22 protein-coding genes are annotated in these 17,326 nt (G+C 63.1%); 6 read left to right on the forward strand and 16 right to left on the reverse strand.

The annotated features are described in order from the left end of the window. Window positions 1-46 precede the first annotated feature (46 nt). The 4 genes from MRY75_RS17275 to MRY75_RS17290 form a co-directional block, all read right to left on the reverse strand. Entirely contained in the window at window positions 47-991 is a 945-nt protein-coding gene (locus MRY75_RS17275) for a TAXI family TRAP transporter solute-binding subunit (RefSeq protein ID WP_292309246.1), read from the reverse strand. Window positions 992-1,036: 45 nt separating this feature from the next. Beyond that, the gene (locus MRY75_RS17280; protein ID WP_292309268.1) at window positions 1,037-1,600 is read right to left on the reverse strand and encodes a 3-hydroxyanthranilate 3,4-dioxygenase; all 564 of its coding nucleotides are present in this window, start codon (window positions 1,598-1,600) and stop codon (window positions 1,037-1,039) included. A gap of 138 nt (window positions 1,601-1,738) precedes the next feature. Next, complete coding sequence (locus MRY75_RS17285) at window positions 1,739-2,623, reverse strand: DMT family transporter (protein ID WP_292309247.1); 885 nt, start codon at window positions 2,621-2,623, stop codon at window positions 1,739-1,741. 25 nt (window positions 2,624-2,648) lie between these two features. Then, the gene (locus tag MRY75_RS17290; protein ID WP_292309248.1) at window positions 2,649-3,602 is read right to left on the reverse strand and encodes a dihydrodipicolinate synthase family protein; all 954 of its coding nucleotides are present in this window, start codon (window positions 3,600-3,602) and stop codon (window positions 2,649-2,651) included. A gap of 205 nt (window positions 3,603-3,807) precedes the next feature. Here MRY75_RS17290 and MRY75_RS17295 point away from each other — a divergent pair, with 205 nt between their 5' ends. From MRY75_RS17295 to MRY75_RS17310, 4 genes are all read left to right on the forward strand, one after another. Beyond that, window positions 3,808-4,590 carry an aspartate dehydrogenase gene (locus tag MRY75_RS17295; protein ID WP_292309249.1) on the forward strand — a complete coding sequence of 261 codons (783 nt, stop codon included), beginning with the start codon at window positions 3,808-3,810 and terminating at the stop codon, window positions 4,588-4,590. Between the two features lie 9 nt (window positions 4,591-4,599). Further along, a complete protein-coding gene (locus MRY75_RS17300) occupies window positions 4,600-5,544 on the forward strand; it encodes a LysR substrate-binding domain-containing protein (protein WP_292309250.1) in 945 nt (314 codons plus the stop codon). 118 nt (window positions 5,545-5,662) lie between these two features. Then, window positions 5,663-7,099, forward strand: coding sequence for an NAD-dependent succinate-semialdehyde dehydrogenase (locus MRY75_RS17305; RefSeq protein ID WP_292309251.1), 1,437 nt, complete (start codon window positions 5,663-5,665; stop codon window positions 7,097-7,099). A gap of 64 nt (window positions 7,100-7,163) precedes the next feature. Then, window positions 7,164-8,990 carry a SulP family inorganic anion transporter gene (locus MRY75_RS17310; RefSeq protein WP_292309252.1) on the forward strand — a complete coding sequence of 609 codons (1,827 nt, stop codon included), beginning with the start codon at window positions 7,164-7,166 and terminating at the stop codon, window positions 8,988-8,990. Here the strand turns inward: MRY75_RS17310 and MRY75_RS17315 are convergent. Next, window positions 8,987-9,874 (reverse strand): LysR family transcriptional regulator, encoded by an 888-nt coding sequence (locus MRY75_RS17315; RefSeq protein ID WP_292309253.1) that lies wholly within the window; start codon window positions 9,872-9,874, stop codon window positions 8,987-8,989. The genes MRY75_RS17310 and MRY75_RS17315 overlap by 4 nt on opposite strands. Window positions 9,875-9,966: 92 nt before the next feature. Between MRY75_RS17315 and MRY75_RS17320 the strand changes: the two genes are divergently transcribed. Together MRY75_RS17320 and MRY75_RS17325 are read left to right on the forward strand one after the other, a co-directional pair. Beyond that, complete coding sequence (locus MRY75_RS17320; RefSeq protein ID WP_292309254.1) at window positions 9,967-11,466, forward strand: CoA-acylating methylmalonate-semialdehyde dehydrogenase; 1,500 nt, start codon at window positions 9,967-9,969, stop codon at window positions 11,464-11,466. 73 nt (window positions 11,467-11,539) lie between these two features. After that, complete coding sequence (locus tag MRY75_RS17325) at window positions 11,540-12,370, forward strand: UTRA domain-containing protein (protein ID WP_292309255.1); 831 nt, start codon at window positions 11,540-11,542, stop codon at window positions 12,368-12,370. 111 nt (window positions 12,371-12,481) lie between these two features. On the opposite strand, the gene MRY75_RS17330 is transcribed toward MRY75_RS17325, so the two are convergent. The 11 genes from MRY75_RS17330 to MRY75_RS17380 all read right to left on the reverse strand — a co-directional run. Continuing rightward, complete coding sequence (locus MRY75_RS17330) at window positions 12,482-13,189, reverse strand: RNA polymerase sigma factor (RefSeq protein ID WP_292309256.1); 708 nt, start codon at window positions 13,187-13,189, stop codon at window positions 12,482-12,484. Further along, complete coding sequence (locus tag MRY75_RS17335; RefSeq protein WP_292309257.1) at window positions 13,186-13,614, reverse strand: plastocyanin/azurin family copper-binding protein; 429 nt, start codon at window positions 13,612-13,614, stop codon at window positions 13,186-13,188. Before MRY75_RS17335 ends, MRY75_RS17330 begins: the two co-directional genes overlap by 4 nt. A 98-nt stretch (window positions 13,615-13,712) precedes the next feature. Next, window positions 13,713-14,132, reverse strand: coding sequence for a hypothetical protein (locus MRY75_RS17340; protein ID WP_292309258.1), 420 nt, complete (start codon window positions 14,130-14,132; stop codon window positions 13,713-13,715). 130 nt (window positions 14,133-14,262) lie between these two features. After that, on the reverse strand, window positions 14,263-14,541 hold the full coding sequence (locus tag MRY75_RS17345; protein WP_292309259.1) for a DUF6522 family protein: 279 nt from the start codon (window positions 14,539-14,541) through the stop codon (window positions 14,263-14,265). Further along, entirely contained in the window at window positions 14,538-14,771 is a 234-nt protein-coding gene (locus MRY75_RS17350; RefSeq protein WP_292309260.1) for a hexameric tyrosine-coordinated heme protein, read from the reverse strand. The genes MRY75_RS17345 and MRY75_RS17350 overlap by 4 nt, the downstream gene beginning before the upstream one ends. Continuing rightward, the gene (gene ccoS / locus MRY75_RS17355) at window positions 14,719-14,931 is read right to left on the reverse strand and encodes a cbb3-type cytochrome oxidase assembly protein CcoS (protein ID WP_292309261.1); all 213 of its coding nucleotides are present in this window, start codon (window positions 14,929-14,931) and stop codon (window positions 14,719-14,721) included. Before ccoS ends, MRY75_RS17350 begins: the two co-directional genes overlap by 53 nt. Further along, the gene (locus MRY75_RS17360) at window positions 14,928-15,578 is read right to left on the reverse strand and encodes a DUF2189 domain-containing protein (RefSeq protein ID WP_292309262.1); all 651 of its coding nucleotides are present in this window, start codon (window positions 15,576-15,578) and stop codon (window positions 14,928-14,930) included. The genes ccoS and MRY75_RS17360 overlap by 4 nt, the downstream gene beginning before the upstream one ends. A gap of 160 nt (window positions 15,579-15,738) precedes the next feature. Next, complete coding sequence (locus MRY75_RS17365) at window positions 15,739-15,897, reverse strand: hypothetical protein (RefSeq protein ID WP_292309263.1); 159 nt, start codon at window positions 15,895-15,897, stop codon at window positions 15,739-15,741. Then, window positions 15,894-16,805, reverse strand: coding sequence for a cytochrome-c oxidase, cbb3-type subunit III (gene ccoP, locus MRY75_RS17370; protein ID WP_292309264.1), 912 nt, complete (start codon window positions 16,803-16,805; stop codon window positions 15,894-15,896). The genes MRY75_RS17365 and ccoP overlap by 4 nt, the downstream gene beginning before the upstream one ends. Further along, entirely contained in the window at window positions 16,798-16,962 is a 165-nt protein-coding gene (locus MRY75_RS17375) for a cbb3-type cytochrome c oxidase subunit 3 (protein WP_292309265.1), read from the reverse strand. Before MRY75_RS17375 ends, ccoP begins: the two co-directional genes overlap by 8 nt. Further along, on the reverse strand, window positions 16,959-17,326 hold a 368-nt coding region (locus MRY75_RS17380; RefSeq protein ID WP_292309266.1), incomplete at its 5' end, for a cbb3-type cytochrome c oxidase subunit II. The genes MRY75_RS17380 and MRY75_RS17375, both read right to left, overlap by 4 nt.

Below are 17,326 nucleotides of genomic sequence, written 5' to 3' on the forward strand. Positions count from 1 at the left end.
CGGCCGTCCCCGGGGACAGACCGCGCGATGGATTGTTTTCGGCTGATCAATTCCAGAGACCGGCCTCGGCGTAATAGGCCTGGGCCGCGGCGTGGTAGGGAACCGGCAGAGTGCTGTCGGCCATGCCTTCGACCGACATGCCGGCAAAATTCGACTGGCCCTTGACCAGCGAGGGCAGGTTTTCGGAAATCGCCTGGATGACCCGCACGACCGTTTCATCCGGTGTGGTTGCCGAAGTGATCAGCACCATCGGTGCCGAGATCACGTTGGTTTCCCCCTCGATGCCGGCCGCATGACCGTCAGGCAACGCTTCGATGGTCGCGCCGCCGTGGCTGGCGGCCAGTGCGGCCAGCGCGTCATCGTCTGCAGGCAGCGACAGGATGCGAATACCGACGCTTGCATCCGCCCGTTGAACGATCCCGGAACCGACAGAAAAGATGGTGGCGTCGAGCTGGCCGTCAATCAGGTCGTCGAGCGACTGCGCGCCGCTCTGCACCGGCACCGGCGATACGTCGTCATAGGTCATTCCCGCCATGCCAAGCAGGGTGGTCACGTAATGCGCGAGGTTGCGCTGCGACGAAAATTCTGCGGCAATGCGCCGGCCGCGCAGATCGGCGAGGCTCTCGATCCCGGAATCGTCCCGCACGATGATGCCAAGACGCAGCGGGTAGAGCGCGGCGGCAATCCGTGTATCCGGCTGCGCCCGGCCGTCGAATGCGCCGCGGCCTTCCAATGCGTCGGCTGCGGCAGTAATGTTGGCGAAGGAGAACTCGAACTCGCCATCATTCATCGCCGGAATCAAAGCGGTCGGCCCGCCGAGGGGAACCACCGTGAAGGTCTCGCCGAGCGCATCGCCGACGACATCGGCGATGACCGAACCCGCTGCGTAGGCAAGCGATCCTTGCGGATTGGTTCCGATTGAGATCGGTTGTGCTGTGGCTGCAGCGCCTGCAGCAGCGAAGGCAAGAGTGATGGCAAGTGTTCTGATCATGGAATTCTCCCCCCTATCTGATCGTGATTTCCGGTATGCGCCGGTTCAGAGCTGAACCCAGCCTTCCGGCGGCTTGCCTTTGCCCGGATGCACGGTCCCGCAATTGGGGCAAGTGCGGGCCTCGGTGCTGTTGTGGAAAGCCTCGTAGATCTTGGGCAGCGCGGTGACGATCCCCTCGGGGCTGTCGAGTGTGACCTCCTCGCGGTGCACCAGGCCCTCGCAGTTGAAGCAATACCACTCGAAGCCTTCCGTCATGCCGGGCTGGCGCGGCGCCTCGACCACGATGCCGAGCGAGTTTTCCTGTGGGCGCTGCGGGGCGTGGCGGGTGTGCGGCGGCAGCAGGAAAACCTCGCCTTCGCGGATCTTCACGTCATAAATCTTGCCGCCATCGGCGATCTTGAGCATCATGTCGCCCTTGAGCTGAAAGAACCACTCCTCCACCGGATCATCGTGGAAATCGACTCGCGTGTTCGGTCCGCCGACGACCATGACGATCATGTCGCCCTCCTTGTGCAGGAGCTGGTTGCCGACCGGCGGCTTGAGCTTGTCGGCATTGTCCGCCACCCATTTCTGGAAGTTGAACGGTTTCAGCGTCGGATGGTCTGCCATGGTGGCCTCCTCTGGGTTGATACGGCGTTCTGGTCGTTGCGGGTCATGTCTCTCTTTCATGGCCAAGGGTATGGCAGAGCTTTCAATAAAAAAATGAGCATCAGCGGAAATGGGTATAATTATTGCTGATAGCAGGGCTCAGGCGAACAGGATCGCGGTACCGGCCGCCGCGGTGGTGGCCGCGAGGGCAAGCCGTTTCCGCGGGATCGGCTCCGAATGGGCGAAAACCATGACCAGCCCCGCGGAAAAGAAGACTTCCAGCGTGCCGAGCACGGCGACGATGCTGACAGGCGCCGATTTCAGGGCGAAGAACTGCAGGGTCTGCCCGACGCTGAGCGCCAGGGCCGTGGCACAGTGCCAGCGCCCGTGATCGCGCAAGAGATGCCCAACCCCTGCACGGGGGCCGCGCCGGACCACCGCGGCGCCGAAAAACCACAGGCTTCCGACCAGCGCACCGATGAATGTGCCGAACGCCGCGTCGGGCAGTGTATCGAGACCGAGACTGCGCATCGTATAGGCCAGCGCATAGAAGAAGGCCGACCCGATCCCCAGCAGCAGCCCGGGATCGAAGCCGGGGCCGGTCCTGCGCCGTGGTCTCTGCCAGTAGCACATGACACCCGCCAGGATGATTGCGCCGCCAATGATCGTCCTGGCATCCGGCACCTCTGCCAGCAGCACAAGGGCGCAGAGCAGCGCGAATACCGGCGTCAGGCGACGCAGCAGGCTGGCTCGGACGGCCCCGATGCGCTCGGTCGCGCGATACATGGTCACGCGGCCCAGCACCGTCGAGAACAGGCCGGCCAGGGCGAAAATGACAAGCGCCTGCCGGCTCTCCGGAGCCAGCAGAGTTCGCGCGGGAACCTCGCCCCAACCGAACCAGAGCGCCCATGTCAGCGCGGCGGTGGCGACAACCGACAGGAAGACGCCGTTATCGCCGCGCGCGCTGGCCTTGCTCCTGACGATGGTGACGCCGGCAACCCCGTAGGCCGCCGCTGCCAGCAGCGCGTAAACCTCACCGGTCATCACGCGCCTCCCTGCATTGCCGGGATCAGAGTTGCAGGCCGCAATCCTCGAAGGCGGCGCTGGTCGCGGCTTTCTCGGCCTCGGTCAGCTCCAGCATCGGATGGCGCACACGCCCGCCGGTCTGGCCCAGGAGGTCCTGCCAATATTTGCCGTGAGCCGTGGGTTTGCCGCCCGGTTTGGTCTTGCGGATCGCCTCGCGCACCGGGTTGAGGCTGTCGCGGACCCGCCGTGCCTGATCGAATTTTCCGGCGAAGGCCAATTCGGTATATTCGTGCATCCGGCGGTCGTTGGCGGTCTGAAGCTGGTAGGGCGGCGAGGAGCAGAGATATAGCTGCCAACCCAGCTCCTCGATATTGTCCAGCCACTCGTCCTCGGACGAGGTCGAGACAAGGATCTTGTCGCCGACCATCCTGGTCAGCCGCGCGTACATTTCGCGGGGGACCGAATATTTAATTGCCATGATGTTGGGCAAGTCGGCAATGCGCGCACAGGTTTCCGGCTCCATCAGATAGCCGCTGTCGGGATGGCTCCACATCGCGATGCCGATGTCGAGCCGGTCGCAGAGATGCTTGTAGTAGTTGTAAAGCACCTCGTCGCGGTCGGAGCAGAAGCTGAGCATCGGCGCATGGACCACGACGTAGTCGGCGCCGCAGTCCTGGGCGTGGCGGCCAAGCTCCAGCACCGTGTCCACGTTCTGATCCGAGATCGACATGATGGTACCGGCCTGGCCCGCGCATTCCTCGGCGGCAAGGGTCATGTTGCGCTTGCGCTCTTCCAGCGACATCGACCAGAATTCGCCCTGTTTGCCGGCGATGAACAGCCCCTGGATGCCGAGATCGTCGATCCAGTGGCGGATATTGCGGCGCAGCGCAGCCTCATCGAGTTGCAGATCTGCGTCGAAGGGGTTGAGCGCGGCCGCCCAAATGCCGCGCATCGTCTCGCGCGCATGGGCCTTGGCTTCGTGCTTGGCGTAATTCATGACAGCTGCCTTCCTGTTCGGGTTCTCGGGCGCCGGACCTGCCGGGACAGCAGGGGCGGATATGGGGGCATACAGTCAGGAAGTTGCCGCCATGCCAAATTCCGAGCGTAGAATTTGGTATCAAAAAAATGTATATCAGATGGCGAAGGATTTCCTTTTGATGGCCCTTTGGAGATGGAAGGATGGCCGGGAAAAGGAGACGGACATGAAGATTGGCCTGATCGGGCACGGCGCCATAGCCGAATACGTATCGGCACAGCTTGCGGCACGGGGCATCACGCCGGCCGTGTTCCTGCTGCGGACACCGCGGGCCTTGCAGGGGCCAGATGCGGATGTGCCGCAGGTGACCGCGGCGCACCTTCTGCCGGACGGGCTCGACCTGATGGTGGATTGCGCAGGGCATTCCGGGCTGTCGACCCATGGGTCGGCTATCCTGTCGCAGGGGATCGACCTGGTCAGCGTGTCGCTCGGGGCGCTGGCCGATCGCACGTTGCAGAACACCCTGGAAGAGGCGGCCCGGCGCGGCGGCGCACGGCTTCACCTCGCAAGCGGCGCGATTGGCGCCCTCGACTGCCTGGCAGCGGCTCGGGTCGGCGGGCTCGATGAGGTCACCTATGTCGGGCGCAAACCGCCGGCAGGCTGGCAAGGCTCGCCGGCCGAGGAGGTACTGGACCTCGACAGGCTAGTCACCGTGTCGGAGCATTTTGCCGGTAACGCGCGCGAGGCTGCCGTCCAATATCCCAAGAATGCCAATGTTGCCGCTGCGGTGGCTCTGGCGGGGGCCGGGTTCGAGGCGACGCGGGTGCGTCTGGTCGCCGACCCCGGACTCACCGAAAACATCCATGAAATCCATGCTGCTGGCGCCTTCGGGCGGTTTTCATTCCGCATCGAAGGACGCACACTGCCTGACAATCCGCGCAGCTCCGCGCTGGCAGCGATGAGTGTGATCGCCGCCATCGAACGTCAGCGTGAAGTGATTACCATCTGAGGAGAAATCATGGTCTCGCGCCATTCCCGCATCGTCGACCGTGCCCTGACCCGGCTCAAACTGCGGCAGTTGCGGCTTTTGGTGGCGGTCGGCCGACACGGCAATATCAGAAGTGCCGCGCAGGATCTGGGCATTTCCCAGCCGGCGGCCACCAAGATGATCCAGGATCTGGAACTGGATTTCGAGGTCGAGCTGTTCACCCGCACCAATCGCGGTGTGGTCCCGACCGTGTTCGGAGAGGCGCTGATCCGCCATGGCAAGCTGATCTTCGCGCAGGTTTCCAACGCGGCACAGGAGCTCGATGACCTGAATGAAGGCAGCAGCGGACGGGTTGTGATCGGCACCTTGCTCGCGGCCTCACCTTCGCTATTGCCCTCCGCCGTCGAACGGCTGTTGGCCGAGCGGCCCAACGTCGCAATCAGGCTTGTCGAAGGGACCAATGAAATGCTGATGCCGTCGCTGATGTCTGGCGAAATCGACATGGTCGTCGGCCGATTGCCAGTCTATCGCCACCGCTCGACGATCGTACAGGAGAAGTTCTTCGATGAACGGATTGTCATGGTGGCCGGGCCCGATCATCCCCTCGTTGGCAAGTCGGCGGTCACGTTCGAGCGGTTGAGCGAGTATGGCTGGGTCCTGCCCCCTGTCGAAACCACGCTGCGGCGGCAGATCGACCAGTTCTTCATTCGTCAAGGCCAGTTCGTGCCTAAATTGGTCATAGAATCCGTCTCGTTTCTGGCAAATCGCGCCTTGTTGCGGAAAAACCAGATTCTCGGGCTCATGCCCGCCGATGTCGCGGCACTCGATGTGAAGGCCGGCCTGCTGGCGCAGATCGATTGGACCGTGCCATTCGGCGCCGGCCCGGTCGGGGTCTCGCACCGCGGCGAAGACAGCCTGTCGCCGGCGGGAATGGCGCTTCTTCACCATCTGCGTTTGACCGCCTCGGAACACTGACGGCCCGCAACGAGGCTGGTATAAGACAAGCCGATATCTGTATTTCGCCAATTCCCTTGAACGAAAGCCTGCCAGCTTGTGTCATTGGCCTCGACATTCATTGGCAAGCGAGACTGATATGACCTCCTATCCGGACCTGAAACTCTATATCGCGGGCGAATGGCGCGACACGCGCGAACACCTTCCCGTCGTCAACCCAGCCACCGAAGTCGAAATCGGCCGCCTGCCGCATGCTGAAACCTCCGATCTCGACGATGCCTTGTCCGCCGCCGAGGTAGGCTTCCGGATCTGGCGTGCGACCGCGCCGCGCGACCGGGCCGACGTCATGCTGAAAGCCGCCGCCATCCTGCGCGACCGGCAGGAGGAGATCGCCCGGGCGATCACCGCCGAACATGGCAAGCCGCTGACCCAGGCGCGGCTCGAAGTGATCCGGGGCTGCGAGTTCATCGAATGGGACGCGGGCGAGGCGGTGCGCACCTATGGCCGGGTCATCCCCTCCGCACAAGGCGTGCGCTACGTCGTGCATCACCAGCCGATCGGCGTGGTACTTGGCCTCTCGCCCTGGAACTTCCCGATGAGCCAGCCCTGCCGCAAGGTCGCCGGCGCGCTTGCTACGGGCTGTTCGATCATTCTCAAGGCGGCCGAAGAAACGCCGGCCGGGGCCCTGCATATCGCCCGCGCCTTCCACGACGCGGGCCTGCCGCCGGGGGTGCTGAACCTCGTTTTCGGCACGCCGGCGATGATTTCCGATCACCTGATCCGGCAGGACCCGGTGCGGCTCGTGGCCTTCACCGGTTCGACCGCCGTGGGGCGCCATCTGACAACGCTGGCCTCGGAAAACATGACCCGCGTGCTGATGGAACTGGGCGGCCATGCGCCGGTGATCGTCTGCGAGGATACCGACGTGGAACGCGCCGCGATCAGCAGCGCCGTACGCAAGTACCGCAACGCCGGGCAGGTCTGCACCTCGCCCACCCGCTTCTTCGTGCATGACAGCATCTTCGAGCACTATGCCGACACGTTCGTCAAGCGTGCCGCCGCAACGGTGGTTGGCAACGGCACGGATGCGGGCGTCGAGATGGGGCCGCTTGCCAATGAGCGCCGCGTGCCGGCGCTGGCCGCGCTGGTCGAGGATGCTCGCGAAAAGGGCGCCGAAGTGCGGACCGGCGGCGCGCGGATCGGCAACAAGGGTTATTTCTTCGAACCCACCGTGCTGGTCAACGTTCCCGACGACGCCCGCGTGATGCAGGAGGAGCCCTTCGGCCCACTTGCCGTGATCAATCCGGTCTCGTCGCTGGACGAGGCGATCGCCAAGGCAAACTCCACGCCCTTCGGGTTGGCCGCCTATGGTTTCACCAACCGCGCCGACTATATCGACCGGATGACAGACGAGATCGAGGCCGGCAACGTCTCGTTCAACACGCTAGAGGCCTCTTTGCCGGAAACCCCGTTCGGCGGCGTCAAGTCGAGCGGCTACGGCCGCGAGGGTGGCATCGAGGGGCTCGACAACTACATGATCGTGAAAAACATCTCGCACAGCATGCAGATCGTGTGAGGCTGGCGTTCCGCCTTGCCGTATTTCCAGCAAGGCGGAATGCAGGGGTCACGGACCGTAGAACATGGCAAAAGCGGAACCGATATTACCTGTGCAGGGTCTTGCATCGAAGCTGAAGACGGCCGCCGGGCACGCAGTTCCGCCCTGGGCCGGACGGGTCACGCGCACGACGTTGCGCGGTGATCTGACCGCCGGCCTCACCGGTGCGACGCTGGTGCTGCCGCAAGGGGTTGCGTTCGCGTCAATCGCAGGCCTGCCGCCGCAATACGGGTTCTATACGGCGATGGTGACGCCGGTGGTCGCCGCGCTCTTCGGATCGAGCTGGCATGCGGTCTCGGGACCGACGACCGCGATCTCGATCCTTGTTTTCGGGGCACTGGCCGAACATTTCGTCCCCGGCTCGCCCGACTACATTTCCGCAGCAATCACGCTCGCCCTCTGCGTCGGGCTGTTCCAGCTGATCCTCGGGATCGCTCGTCTCGGGGTCCTCGTCGATTTCGTATCACATTCGGTCATGACCGGCTTCATCACCGGCGCCGCCTTGCTGATCGCGGTCAGCCAGATCAGGCACGTGCTCGCCCTGAACATCCCGCGCACCGAGAGCCTGGTCGAACATTTCGGCCTGCTGTGGGAACACCTCCCGCAGACCGACTGGCGCGCGCTTGCGATCGCCCTGTTGGCCCTGACCACCGGCGCCGCCATCAAGCATGTCCGGCCGCTCTGGCCCAACTACCTGCTGGCGCTCTTCGCCGCGACACTGGCCAGCCTGCTCTTCGGCGGGTCCGAGGCCGGGCTGACCACTATCGGCACCATCGAGGGACTGCTGCCTGTCTTCGAGTTGCCGGCGCTCGGTCTGGGTTTTGTTCAGGAGTTTGGAGGGGCGATTGTCGCCATCGGCCTGGTCGGCCTGCTCGAAGCGATGTCGGTATCGCGCGGCATCGCGCTGCGCTCGGGTCAGTTGATCGACGGAAACCGCGAGTTCGTGGCGCAAGGCCTCTCCAACATCGCCGCCAGCTTCTTCCGCTGCTATCCCGGCTCGGCTTCCTTTACCCGGTCCGGGGTCAATTTCGACGCCGGCGCGCAGACGCCGTTGTCGGCGATCTTCGCCGCCCTGTTCCTTGCCGCGATCCTGTTCTTTGTCGCCCCTTTCTTCGCCTATGTCCCGATCTCGGGCATGGCCGGGGTGATCCTGCTCGTGGCCTGGAGGCTGATCGACTTTCGCGAGATCCGGCATATCGTCACCACCTCGACCTCCGAGATCGTTATCGCGGCGGTTACCTTCCTGTCGGCGCTGTTCCTTTCGCTCGAATTCGCGATCTATGCAGGTGTCCTGCTGTCGCTGGCCCTGTTCCTGAAAGGCACCGCGCGACCGTTCATCGGTGTCGGAGCGCCCAACCCCGATAGCCCACGCCGGAAATTCATGGCCGCGGCCGAGAACGGGCTGGCGGAATGCCCGCAGCTCCTGATCGCGCGTATCGACGGGCCGCTCTATTTCGGCTCGGTGGAGTTTCTCCGCCGCCGCTTCCGCCGCTTTGAGATCGAGCGGCCGGAACAGAGGCACCTCCTGTTCCTCGTCAAGGGCGTCGGCGAGATCGACCTGTCGGGCGCCGATTTCATGATCGAGGAAGCTGCGCGCCGCCAGAAGCGTGGCGGAACGTTCCACCTGCAGCTCGTGACCCCGAGGACCATCGCCAAACTGGCACGGCTGAAGGTGTTCAAGGCACTTACGAAGGAAAACATCCACCTGTCAAAGGGCGACGCCATCGCTGCCGTCGTTCCGACACTCGACCAGTCGATCTGCGCCAGGTGCACCGCCAGGATCTTCCTGGAATGCCCCGGTCCGGAACCCGAACCGTCCTCGGATTCGGGCAGGTCGGCGTCCGGTACCTAGGCCCGCAGAAAAATCCGCCGTTCGTCACGTACCAGCTGATCCAGGATTTCCACGGCAGCGCTGATCCGACGGGCGACTCTCATATTTTCATGCCAGACGGTCCAATAGGTCCGCGTCGCGAAGGTTTCGGGGAAAAGGCGCTCGATCTCCGCGGCCCCGGCAGCCATGAAATCGTGCAGGATACCGATTCCCACGCCGGCGCGGACGGCTTCGAACTGGCCGATCGCGGTGGAGACCTCGACGTCGGACCGCCAGTCGCGCATGAAATCGGCGGAATAGTTCAGATCGGGCGAATAGATCAGATCCTCGACATAGCCGAGCAGCGTGTGCCGCCGCAGCTGCGCCAGATCGCGGGGCCGACCGGCCCGCTCCAGGTAGTCTTTCGATGCGTAGAGTCCGAGGGTGTATTCTGTCAGCTTCCGGACCCGCAATCGCCCCCTGTCCGGACGGCCGACCATGACCGCGATATCGGCCTCGCGCTCCGAAAGCGAGAAACTGCGCGGGACCGGCACGAGCTGGACCTGTAATTCCGGGTGTTGCTGGCGGAACCGGGTCAGCCGCGGCGCGAGGAAGGCGCTTCCGAATCCATCCGGCGCGCCGATGCGTATCGTTCCGGCGATACGTTCGCGGCGACTTGTCACCCGTGCCACTCCCGACACGACTTCGCCTTCGACCCTGTCGGCGGTTTCCAGCAGCATCTGGCCGTCCTCGGTAAGCTGGCAGCCCCGCGTCGTCCGGTCCAGGAGCCGCGCGCCCACCGCGCCTTCGAGCGCGGCTATATGCCGACTCAGAAGCGCCTGGCTGACGCCGCGCCTGCGCGCCGCGCCCAGCATCTGCCCTTCGCGTGCGACGGCAAGAAAATAGCGGAGGTCATCCCAGTTCATTTCATACGTTTTAGCATAACGGATTATCGGTTGCAGGTATTTATATACGGAAACAAATAGACGATTTAGGCCGCGTAACAGGAGGAAATCCCATGACCGAGATCACCCATTTCATCGACAACACCCGCGTCAAAGGCATGTCCGGACGCAGCCAGCCGGTCTTTAATCCGGCCACCGGAGAGGCGGAGAAGACCGTCGCGCTCGCTTCCGCTCAAGAAGTGGGACGCGCCGTGGCTGCGGCACATGCGGCCTTGCCCGCCTGGTCGAAGACTCCCGCCCTGCGCCGAGCGCGCATCCTCGACCGGTTCAAGATGATCCTGTGGGACCGCGCCGACCAGCTCGCCGAGGCGATCTCGGCCGAGCATGGCAAGACCCATGACGATGCGAAGGGCGAAGTAACCCGCGGCCTCGAGGTCGTGGAGTTTGCCGCCGGCGCGCCGCATCTGCTGAAGGGCGAGATCACCGAGAATGTCGGTACCGCCGTCGACAGCCATTCGCTGCGCCAGCCGCTGGGTGTGGTTGCCGGCATCACGCCGTTCAATTTCCCGGCCATGGTGCCGATGTGGATGTTTCCCGTGGCGCTCGCCTGTGGCAACACCTTCATCCTGAAGCCCTCCGAGCGCGATCCCTCCGCCTCGCTCCTGATCGCCGAATGGCTCGCAGAGGCCGGTTTGCCGAAAGGTGTCTTCAACGTCGTGCAGGGCGACAAGGAAGCCGTCGATGCGCTGCTCACCCATCCGGACGTCAAGGCGATCAGCTTCGTCGGTTCGACACCGATCGCGAAATACATCTACGAGACCGGCACCGCGAATGGCAAGCGCGTGCAGGCGCTCGGCGGGGCCAAGAACCACATGGTCATCCTGCCGGACGCCGATCTCGACATGGCCGCGAACGCGCTGATGGGCGCGGCCTACGGGTCCGCCGGCGAACGCTGCATGGCGATCTCGGTCGCTGTCCCGGTGACCGACAAGGTCGCCGACGCGCTGATCGAAAGGCTGGTACCCAAAATCGAGGCGCTGAAGGTCGGACCGGCAGCGGACCGGTCGTCGGAAATGGGTCCCGTGGTCACCGCAGCGGCGCGCGACAAGATCAAGAGCCTGATCGACCGGGGCGAGGCCGAGGGCGCAAAACTCGTCGTCGATGGTCGAGGCTTCACACCGCCGCAGGGCTACGAGAACGGTTATTTCGTCGGGCCGACCCTGATCGACAACGTGACCCCGGACATGACGATCTGGAAAGAGGAGGTCTTCGGCCCGGTGCTGTCTGTGGTCCGCCGCAAGGATTATGCCGCCGCGGTCGACCTGATCCACGCTCACGACTATGCCAACGGTGTAGCGGTCTTCACCCGCGACGGGGATGCAGCGCGCAGCTTTGCCCATGACATCGAGGTCGGCATGGTCGGCGTCAATATCCCGATCCCGGTGCCGATGGCGTTCCACTCCTTCGGAGGCTGGAAGCAGTCGCTCTTCGGCGACCATCACATGCATGGCCCTGAAGGCGTCCGTTTCTATACCCGGCTGAAGACAATCACCACGCGCTGGCCATCGGGTGTCCGAACCGATCCGGAGTTCGTGATGCCAACGATGGGTTGATCGGGAGAAGGCGCGGCAGTGCCGTGCCTTCCGTTTGCGATTCGGTCGGATCGTGCTGCCGGCGAAGTGAATCGTGGACTACAACACTCAACAGGCGATCGGGAACCTTCCGTCCACAGGAATTCCGTTCAACCTCGTTCTGCCCGAGTTCGTCCGTGCGTTAGCCTGGGGTGAGGTGAGGGCAGCGCGTGCCGATCGCGATTTCTGGGCGCTTGTTTCGGCCGTCGAGGGGATCTGGGGCGAAATCATCCCGGTACAACGTCACATCTTGTTTCGCATTGACATGATCCAGAGCGGCGCGGGCACTTCGACCAATCTTAACTCCAATGAGGTGATCGCCAATCTCGCGCCGAACCGTATGGGCATGTCCCGGACGTCTACGCCCATCTTCGTCGAAACGATGATGTCATCCGCAGGCAATCGCCGAGGGATGTCTGTCCGGCCGCCCTGCGCCTACCGTTATGTCGCAATGCGCCAAATTTCAGGACACGCAGCGCCAGCTGGTTGCCACCTGCCAAGATCGCGTAGAGATCAGGTGGCATTCAAGATGTCCGCGTCGGAGCCGATGTTGCATGTCGAGGCGCTGCATTTGTCGGACGCGCATTGGGATATTCTCGAGGATCGTTGGATCTGTTTTTCGACCGTACCGGAAATCGGAGGCATAGACCTAAGTGAGATCAGCGCGAACGTTTGGCTCGTCCTGAACAGGCCCTATTGCCGCCGCGACCTTCGATTTTATGCCATTTCAGCCGATGAGAAAGTGGCTGAACTTCTTGAAACGACCAAAGGAGCCGCACTTTCTGTCATCGAACGAACAACTTGGATCGAGAACGCGCCGATCACCACCGCCAAGGCCATCACAATGCCCGGCTATCAACTCCTGACCCCCGATCCTCGCAGGTGAAAGCTGGTGTGGCCAGAACCATCATAGGATGGCCCTGGACGGGCCGATGCGTTTCATCTGATCGAAGCCGAGTAATTCCAGAGTGACATGTTGCCTGCACGGGTATCATGACTATACCTCTCCCGTCCCACTCAGTTCTTGCACAACGCGGTCCGCCATGTTGGCGCAACGTGCACCATCGAACGGATAGATAGCATCAAAGCCCCCTTTCACCCGGCGCTCCAGATCCTGTCGCAACCAGCGGCGTGCCCGGAACAGCCGGGTTTTGACCGTAATCGGGTTGAGTTCCAGGTCGCGGGCGATCTCTTTCTGCGTCATGCCTTCCGTTTCGCTCAAGACGAACACGAGACGCAATTCGTGGGGCAGACCGTCTACCAGCTCTTCAAGGATCCGTCGAAGCTGTTGGCGCCCATGCACGGTCTCGGCGGCTTCAGAGACCATTCCCGGAAAAGGCGTAACTGAAGTCACATCGTTCTCATTCACCGTATCGTACTCCTCTTCCGGGCGCTTTCGACGCAGTTGCATCAGGGCGGTATTGATCGCAATGCGTGTGATCCAGGTCGAAAAAGCAGAGGTTCCGCGAAAGCTGTCCAGACGTCGAAACGCTGCGAGATAGGTTTCCTGCACCACATCTTCGGCTTCGGCATCCGTCGCAACGATCCCCCTCGCGACCCTGAACAGCCGAGGGTTGTTGCGCCGGATCAGTTCCCGGACCGCGGGTTCCGAGCGTGCGGCCGCAGCCGCCAGCAGGTCGCCCTCGCTGGTCGTTTCGTCGATGATCTGGTGTTGATCGACCCGGTGCCGGGACAGATTGGTCATTCGTATTCCTCCCGCAGGATCCGGCCCCGGGCGATGATGTCGTCCACCCGCGGAATTCCTGCAAGCGCCTCGGGCTCAAGATCGTCGCTGTTGCCCGCCGCCCCCTCCCATCCCTGATCGGTTGGCTGACCGACCAAGATCCGGCCAACCATTCCTGCCATTTCATGCGGCAGGCAATAGTAGTCGTAGACACCGGGAACCGTCAGCGTGACCTCGAAACTCTCGCCTGGCAGCAGGAAATCGCTGTCCCACGCGAGGGCCTGTTCCGGGATGCGCCGTTGCCGATCAAAAATGTCCGGATGGTAGGCGGTCGCGGTATGGCTGTTCCCGGGATCTCGGTTGATGAAACGTACGGTCGTGCCCGGGGCCACCGCAAGGCCAACCGGTGCGAACCAGACATGCTCTCCCCGTGCGGTTCCCCTCATCTCAATGGTTTCAACAGGGCCCGCCAATGTGACGCGTGGAAAGCCGAGGGTGGCGATCACGCCACCCCCGACCATAAGAAACTCTCTGCGGCCTGGCGTCATTCCGCAAGCCTCGATTTGGCATCCTCGTCGTGGAACAGCACGACATGGGCATGGGGCCTGTCCACGCCAGGATGCCCGGCATTGAAGTAGATGTCGACGGATGAAACCGTGTGATTGCCGACCGCCAGCCCGTCATAGGAGGTACCGCTCTGCAGGTCTTCCAAAGGCGTCATGTAAACCGTGGCCGAGAGATTGCCGTCATGGTCATAGGCCAGGAACGGGCCGGCTGGGAGCGTATCCGGGTCAACGAACAGCGTGCCGAGACCCGGGATGAATTCCGGCAGGGGCAGCGCATCGCTGACCTGGATATAAGGGGCGCCCGGGGGTGACATCAGCAACGCGTCCGCGTCTTGGGCAAGGGCATTGCCCGTAGACAAAGTGAGCGCGATCGCGGCGAGAGTGAGAGCGGATTTCATTTTACTTCCTTTCAATGTCTGAGGTGCCACAGTCATGGGCACCTGTCTCTTTGATGCGCCAGAGTCAGAAAGGTTCGCGGAAATGTTTTGCCGTCAGGTTTTGGCCCGCCTGGTTGTGGCAGGTTCCATGTTATCTTGCTTGGGCAGCCCTGTTCGGATGACCGACCGGAAACGTGCTCTTTCCCAGAATCTCGCCATGGGCATCCACGATCAACCGCAGGGCGCGGCCCTGGTGACGGAATGTCAATCGCCAACGGCCCGCGTCCTCACCCTCTCCCGTCTCGCAAAGAGATGCGATCTGCCCGCCTTGCATCCGGTGACGGGTTTCTTCGACGGAAAGGTCAAACGCTTCGGCCAGAACCAGCGCGTCGACGACGAACTGGTCCCCTCGTCGTTCAACGTCGGTCATGTCCTGTCTTGCCAGTAGTCATTTGCCGCCGCGACGGTGGCGAAATGCGTCGCGACCACCTGGCTGACAGCGATCAGGGCGTCGGAGTCTTCGGCGTATTCCGGGCGCAACCGGTCACGCACTTCGGCGTCTGGTTGGGTCAGCTTCACGGCCACGCGTGCAAGCTTTACCGCAAGGTCATACCCCTCTTCGGGCGTTGTCGTCTTCAGTGTCGGGAGCCAGTTTGCCATCGGGTTTTCCTTCTGTTTCGTTTTCCTGATCAGGAGGGATGACGCGCCACGCGGCGCCGTCAGGGTCATCGAACTGCCCGTTTCTGAGCGCCCAGATAAAGGCACAAAGCCCGAGCAGGCCGAGACCGATCGAGAGCGGTATGAGTAACAGGAGGCTCACTGCCGCTCACCGGCTATCGCCTGGTAGGCATGCCAGGTGCCATGACCGAGAACCGGGAACAGGACGATCAGCCCAATCAGGCCGGTTACGACTGACAGGCCCAATCCGAGGGCGACAAACAGACCCCAAACCAGCATGGGGCGCAGGTTCTGCACGGTCATGACAAAACTCAGCCCCATGGCGGTCAGCGCATCGGTCTTGCGCGAGACCAGCATCGGAATGGAGAAGGCGCTGATCGCGAAGGCGAAGGCCGCGAACAACCCGCCCACCAGGGTACCGGTGATAACTAGCGCCCATCCCCGGGGCGTCGTCAACACATTGGTCAACGCCTCCTCCGCGCCGGGGAACGGGACAAGGCCGAAAAATAGTGCATAAAGAAGATCCGCCGCCCTGAGCCAGAACAGGATCAGCAGGCCGAGTAGCAGTCCGGCATAGGCCAATTGCCCACCCGACGCCGGCCGGAACACCAGCATGTCGGAAAGCGCAACCTGTTCACCTTGCGCCTGCCTGTGGCTTTTCTCGTAAAGCCCGATCGCCAGGAACGGACCGACAATCAGGAAACCGGAGATCGCGGGCAGCGCGAGATACAAGAGATGGCTCGCGTGAAGCGCCCAAAGGACCGCATAGGATATCAGCGTCAGGAACAAACCGTAGGCAAAGCTGGACAACGGCGCCATTCGCACATCACGCCAACCGGCTTGCAACCAATCCAACGCCGAAGACGCGGGCAGGTCGCGTGCATGGGGTGAGGCGGGCCGATGCGGCTTGCGTAAGGTCGGTAGTGGTTCCAGCATCCCGTTCTCCCTTTCAGCAGGACCGCATGGCAGGCATCGCGCCGGCGGTCTCGCGACAGTCCGGCTGCGATCGCAGGGCAACGGTCAGCAGATGCGCATTCGCACCGAGAAAAAGCAGAACTGCTGCCAGAGCGGCGCCGATCGCCAGCCGTTTTTGTACGGCCGGCTTCATTGCCCGCCTCCTGCTGGTTGGCCAAGCCGGGCCACGTAGAGCGCCAGGAGGCTGATTTCGGCCTCTGACAGGCGACCCGACCAGGCCGGCATCACCCCGTGGCGCCCGCGTCGGAGCGTTCGCATCACCGTTTCCAGGTCCTGGCCATAGATCACCGCCTCGTCTGTGAGGGAGGGTGCGCCGATTTCGAGACCGCCCGCCCCGGTCTCACCGTGGCAGGAACCGCAATTCTCCGAAAAGAGCGTGCCCGCAGAGCTCTCGAAACCGACAGCTCCGTCACGCATCTCGGAAACGAATTCGGCCAAGGCCAACCGATCAGACCGCTCCATCCAGTCAAAGGCCGGCATTTCGGCGTAGCGGGTGTCAGGATCTTCGGTATTGATGCCGTGGCGAATGGCCGTGGCGATTTCTTCCGTGTCGCCGCCCCACAGCCATGTTTCGTCCGACAGGACCGGAAAGCCCGGCCCTCCCTGCCCGTTCGTGCCGTGGCAGGCCGCGCAGTTGTCGGCGAACAGGCGCGCGGCGGCGGGCATTGCGGTCGCCATCAGTGTCGCGTCGGATTGCAGGGCGACGAAATTCTCGCCCTCGAAGCGCGACAGCCAGTCCTGCCGCCTGTCGGCCAGGCTGTTGAAGCCCTTGATCGCTTCTTCGCTCTGGTCCAGCCCGAGCAAGCCACGTGTGTAATCGCGTCCGGTCGGCCAGGCGGGCAAGAGAATCCAGGCAACGACCGAATAAAGAAACGTCAGCACCAGTGCCCAGATCACGACCTTCGGGAACGCGGTATTGAGCTCGGTGATACCGCCCCAGTCGTGCCCCGTGGTGTCGTAGCCGGTGACCGGATCGATCTTGCGATTGCCCGTATGGGGATCGGCGCCTGGCAGTTGCCTCGGGTCGGTCGGGTTACGCATCTCCAACCTCCTTTGAAGGCAGCACGGACCGGGCGGCGGCGTCGTAGGCCTTGCGCCGGGACGGGCTGTAGGCGCGGAAGACAACAATCAGGAAGAACCCCATCAGCCAGATCAGGCCAACGGTCTTGGACAGATAGACCAGGATGTCATGGGTCATTGGTTGCCCTCCGTCAGGGTTCGATAGGGCGCATCGGTCAATGTGCCGAGAGACTGGAGATAGGCGACAAGCGCATCCATCTCTGTCAGGCGAGACGGATCGCCATCGAAGGCGCGGGCCGCGGGCCGTTCGCCATAGCGCTGCAGAAATCCGTCCACCGCGTCGCTGTCGGGGCGGCTTTGCGCCAGGGCATCGGCTTCCGCCGTTGCGATCATGTCCTCGTCATAGGGTACGCCAAGCCGGGCCAGCGTGGTCAGGGAGTCAGACAACAGATCGGTATCAAGGGGACGCGTCAGCCAGGGGTAGGACGGCATGATCGAGGCCGGCACCACGCTGCGCGGGTCGATCAGGTGCGCCACATGCC

The organism is Marivita sp. (assembly GCF_022763305.1).
In the GTDB taxonomy this organism is placed as follows: Bacteria; Pseudomonadota; Alphaproteobacteria; order Rhodobacterales; family Rhodobacteraceae; genus Marivita.

Coding starts and splice junctions, on each gene's coding strand:
- MRY75_RS17275 (WP_292309246.1), bottom strand. CDS start 991: ATGATCAGAACACTTGCCATCACTCTTGCCTTCGCTGCTGCAGGCGCT.
- MRY75_RS17280 (WP_292309268.1), bottom strand. CDS start 1,600: ATGGCAGACCATCCGACGCTGAAACCGTTCAACTTCCAGAAATGGGTG.
- MRY75_RS17285 (WP_292309247.1), bottom strand. CDS start 2,623: ATGACCGGTGAGGTTTACGCGCTGCTGGCAGCGGCGGCCTACGGGGTT.
- MRY75_RS17290 (WP_292309248.1), bottom strand. CDS start 3,602: ATGAATTACGCCAAGCACGAAGCCAAGGCCCATGCGCGCGAGACGATG.
- MRY75_RS17295 (WP_292309249.1), top strand. CDS start 3,808: ATGAAGATTGGCCTGATCGGGCACGGCGCCATAGCCGAATACGTATCG.
- MRY75_RS17300 (WP_292309250.1), top strand. CDS start 4,600: ATGGTCTCGCGCCATTCCCGCATCGTCGACCGTGCCCTGACCCGGCTC.
- MRY75_RS17305 (WP_292309251.1), top strand. CDS start 5,663: ATGACCTCCTATCCGGACCTGAAACTCTATATCGCGGGCGAATGGCGC.
- MRY75_RS17310 (WP_292309252.1), top strand. CDS start 7,164: ATGGCAAAAGCGGAACCGATATTACCTGTGCAGGGTCTTGCATCGAAG.
- MRY75_RS17315 (WP_292309253.1), bottom strand. CDS start 9,874: ATGAACTGGGATGACCTCCGCTATTTTCTTGCCGTCGCACGCGAAGGG.
- MRY75_RS17320 (WP_292309254.1), top strand. CDS start 9,967: ATGACCGAGATCACCCATTTCATCGACAACACCCGCGTCAAAGGCATG.
- MRY75_RS17330 (WP_292309256.1), bottom strand. CDS start 13,189: ATGACCAATCTGTCCCGGCACCGGGTCGATCAACACCAGATCATCGAC.
- MRY75_RS17335 (WP_292309257.1), bottom strand. CDS start 13,614: ATGAGGGGAACCGCACGGGGAGAGCATGTCTGGTTCGCACCGGTTGGC.
- MRY75_RS17340 (WP_292309258.1), bottom strand. CDS start 14,132: ATGAAATCCGCTCTCACTCTCGCCGCGATCGCGCTCACTTTGTCTACG.
- MRY75_RS17345 (WP_292309259.1), bottom strand. CDS start 14,541: ATGACCGACGTTGAACGACGAGGGGACCAGTTCGTCGTCGACGCGCTG.
- MRY75_RS17350 (WP_292309260.1), bottom strand. CDS start 14,771: ATGGCAAACTGGCTCCCGACACTGAAGACGACAACGCCCGAAGAGGGG.
- MRY75_RS17365 (WP_292309263.1), bottom strand. CDS start 15,897: ATGAAGCCGGCCGTACAAAAACGGCTGGCGATCGGCGCCGCTCTGGCA.
- ccoP (WP_292309264.1), bottom strand. CDS start 16,805: ATGCGTAACCCGACCGACCCGAGGCAACTGCCAGGCGCCGATCCCCAT.
- MRY75_RS17375 (WP_292309265.1), bottom strand. CDS start 16,962: ATGACCCATGACATCCTGGTCTATCTGTCCAAGACCGTTGGCCTGATC.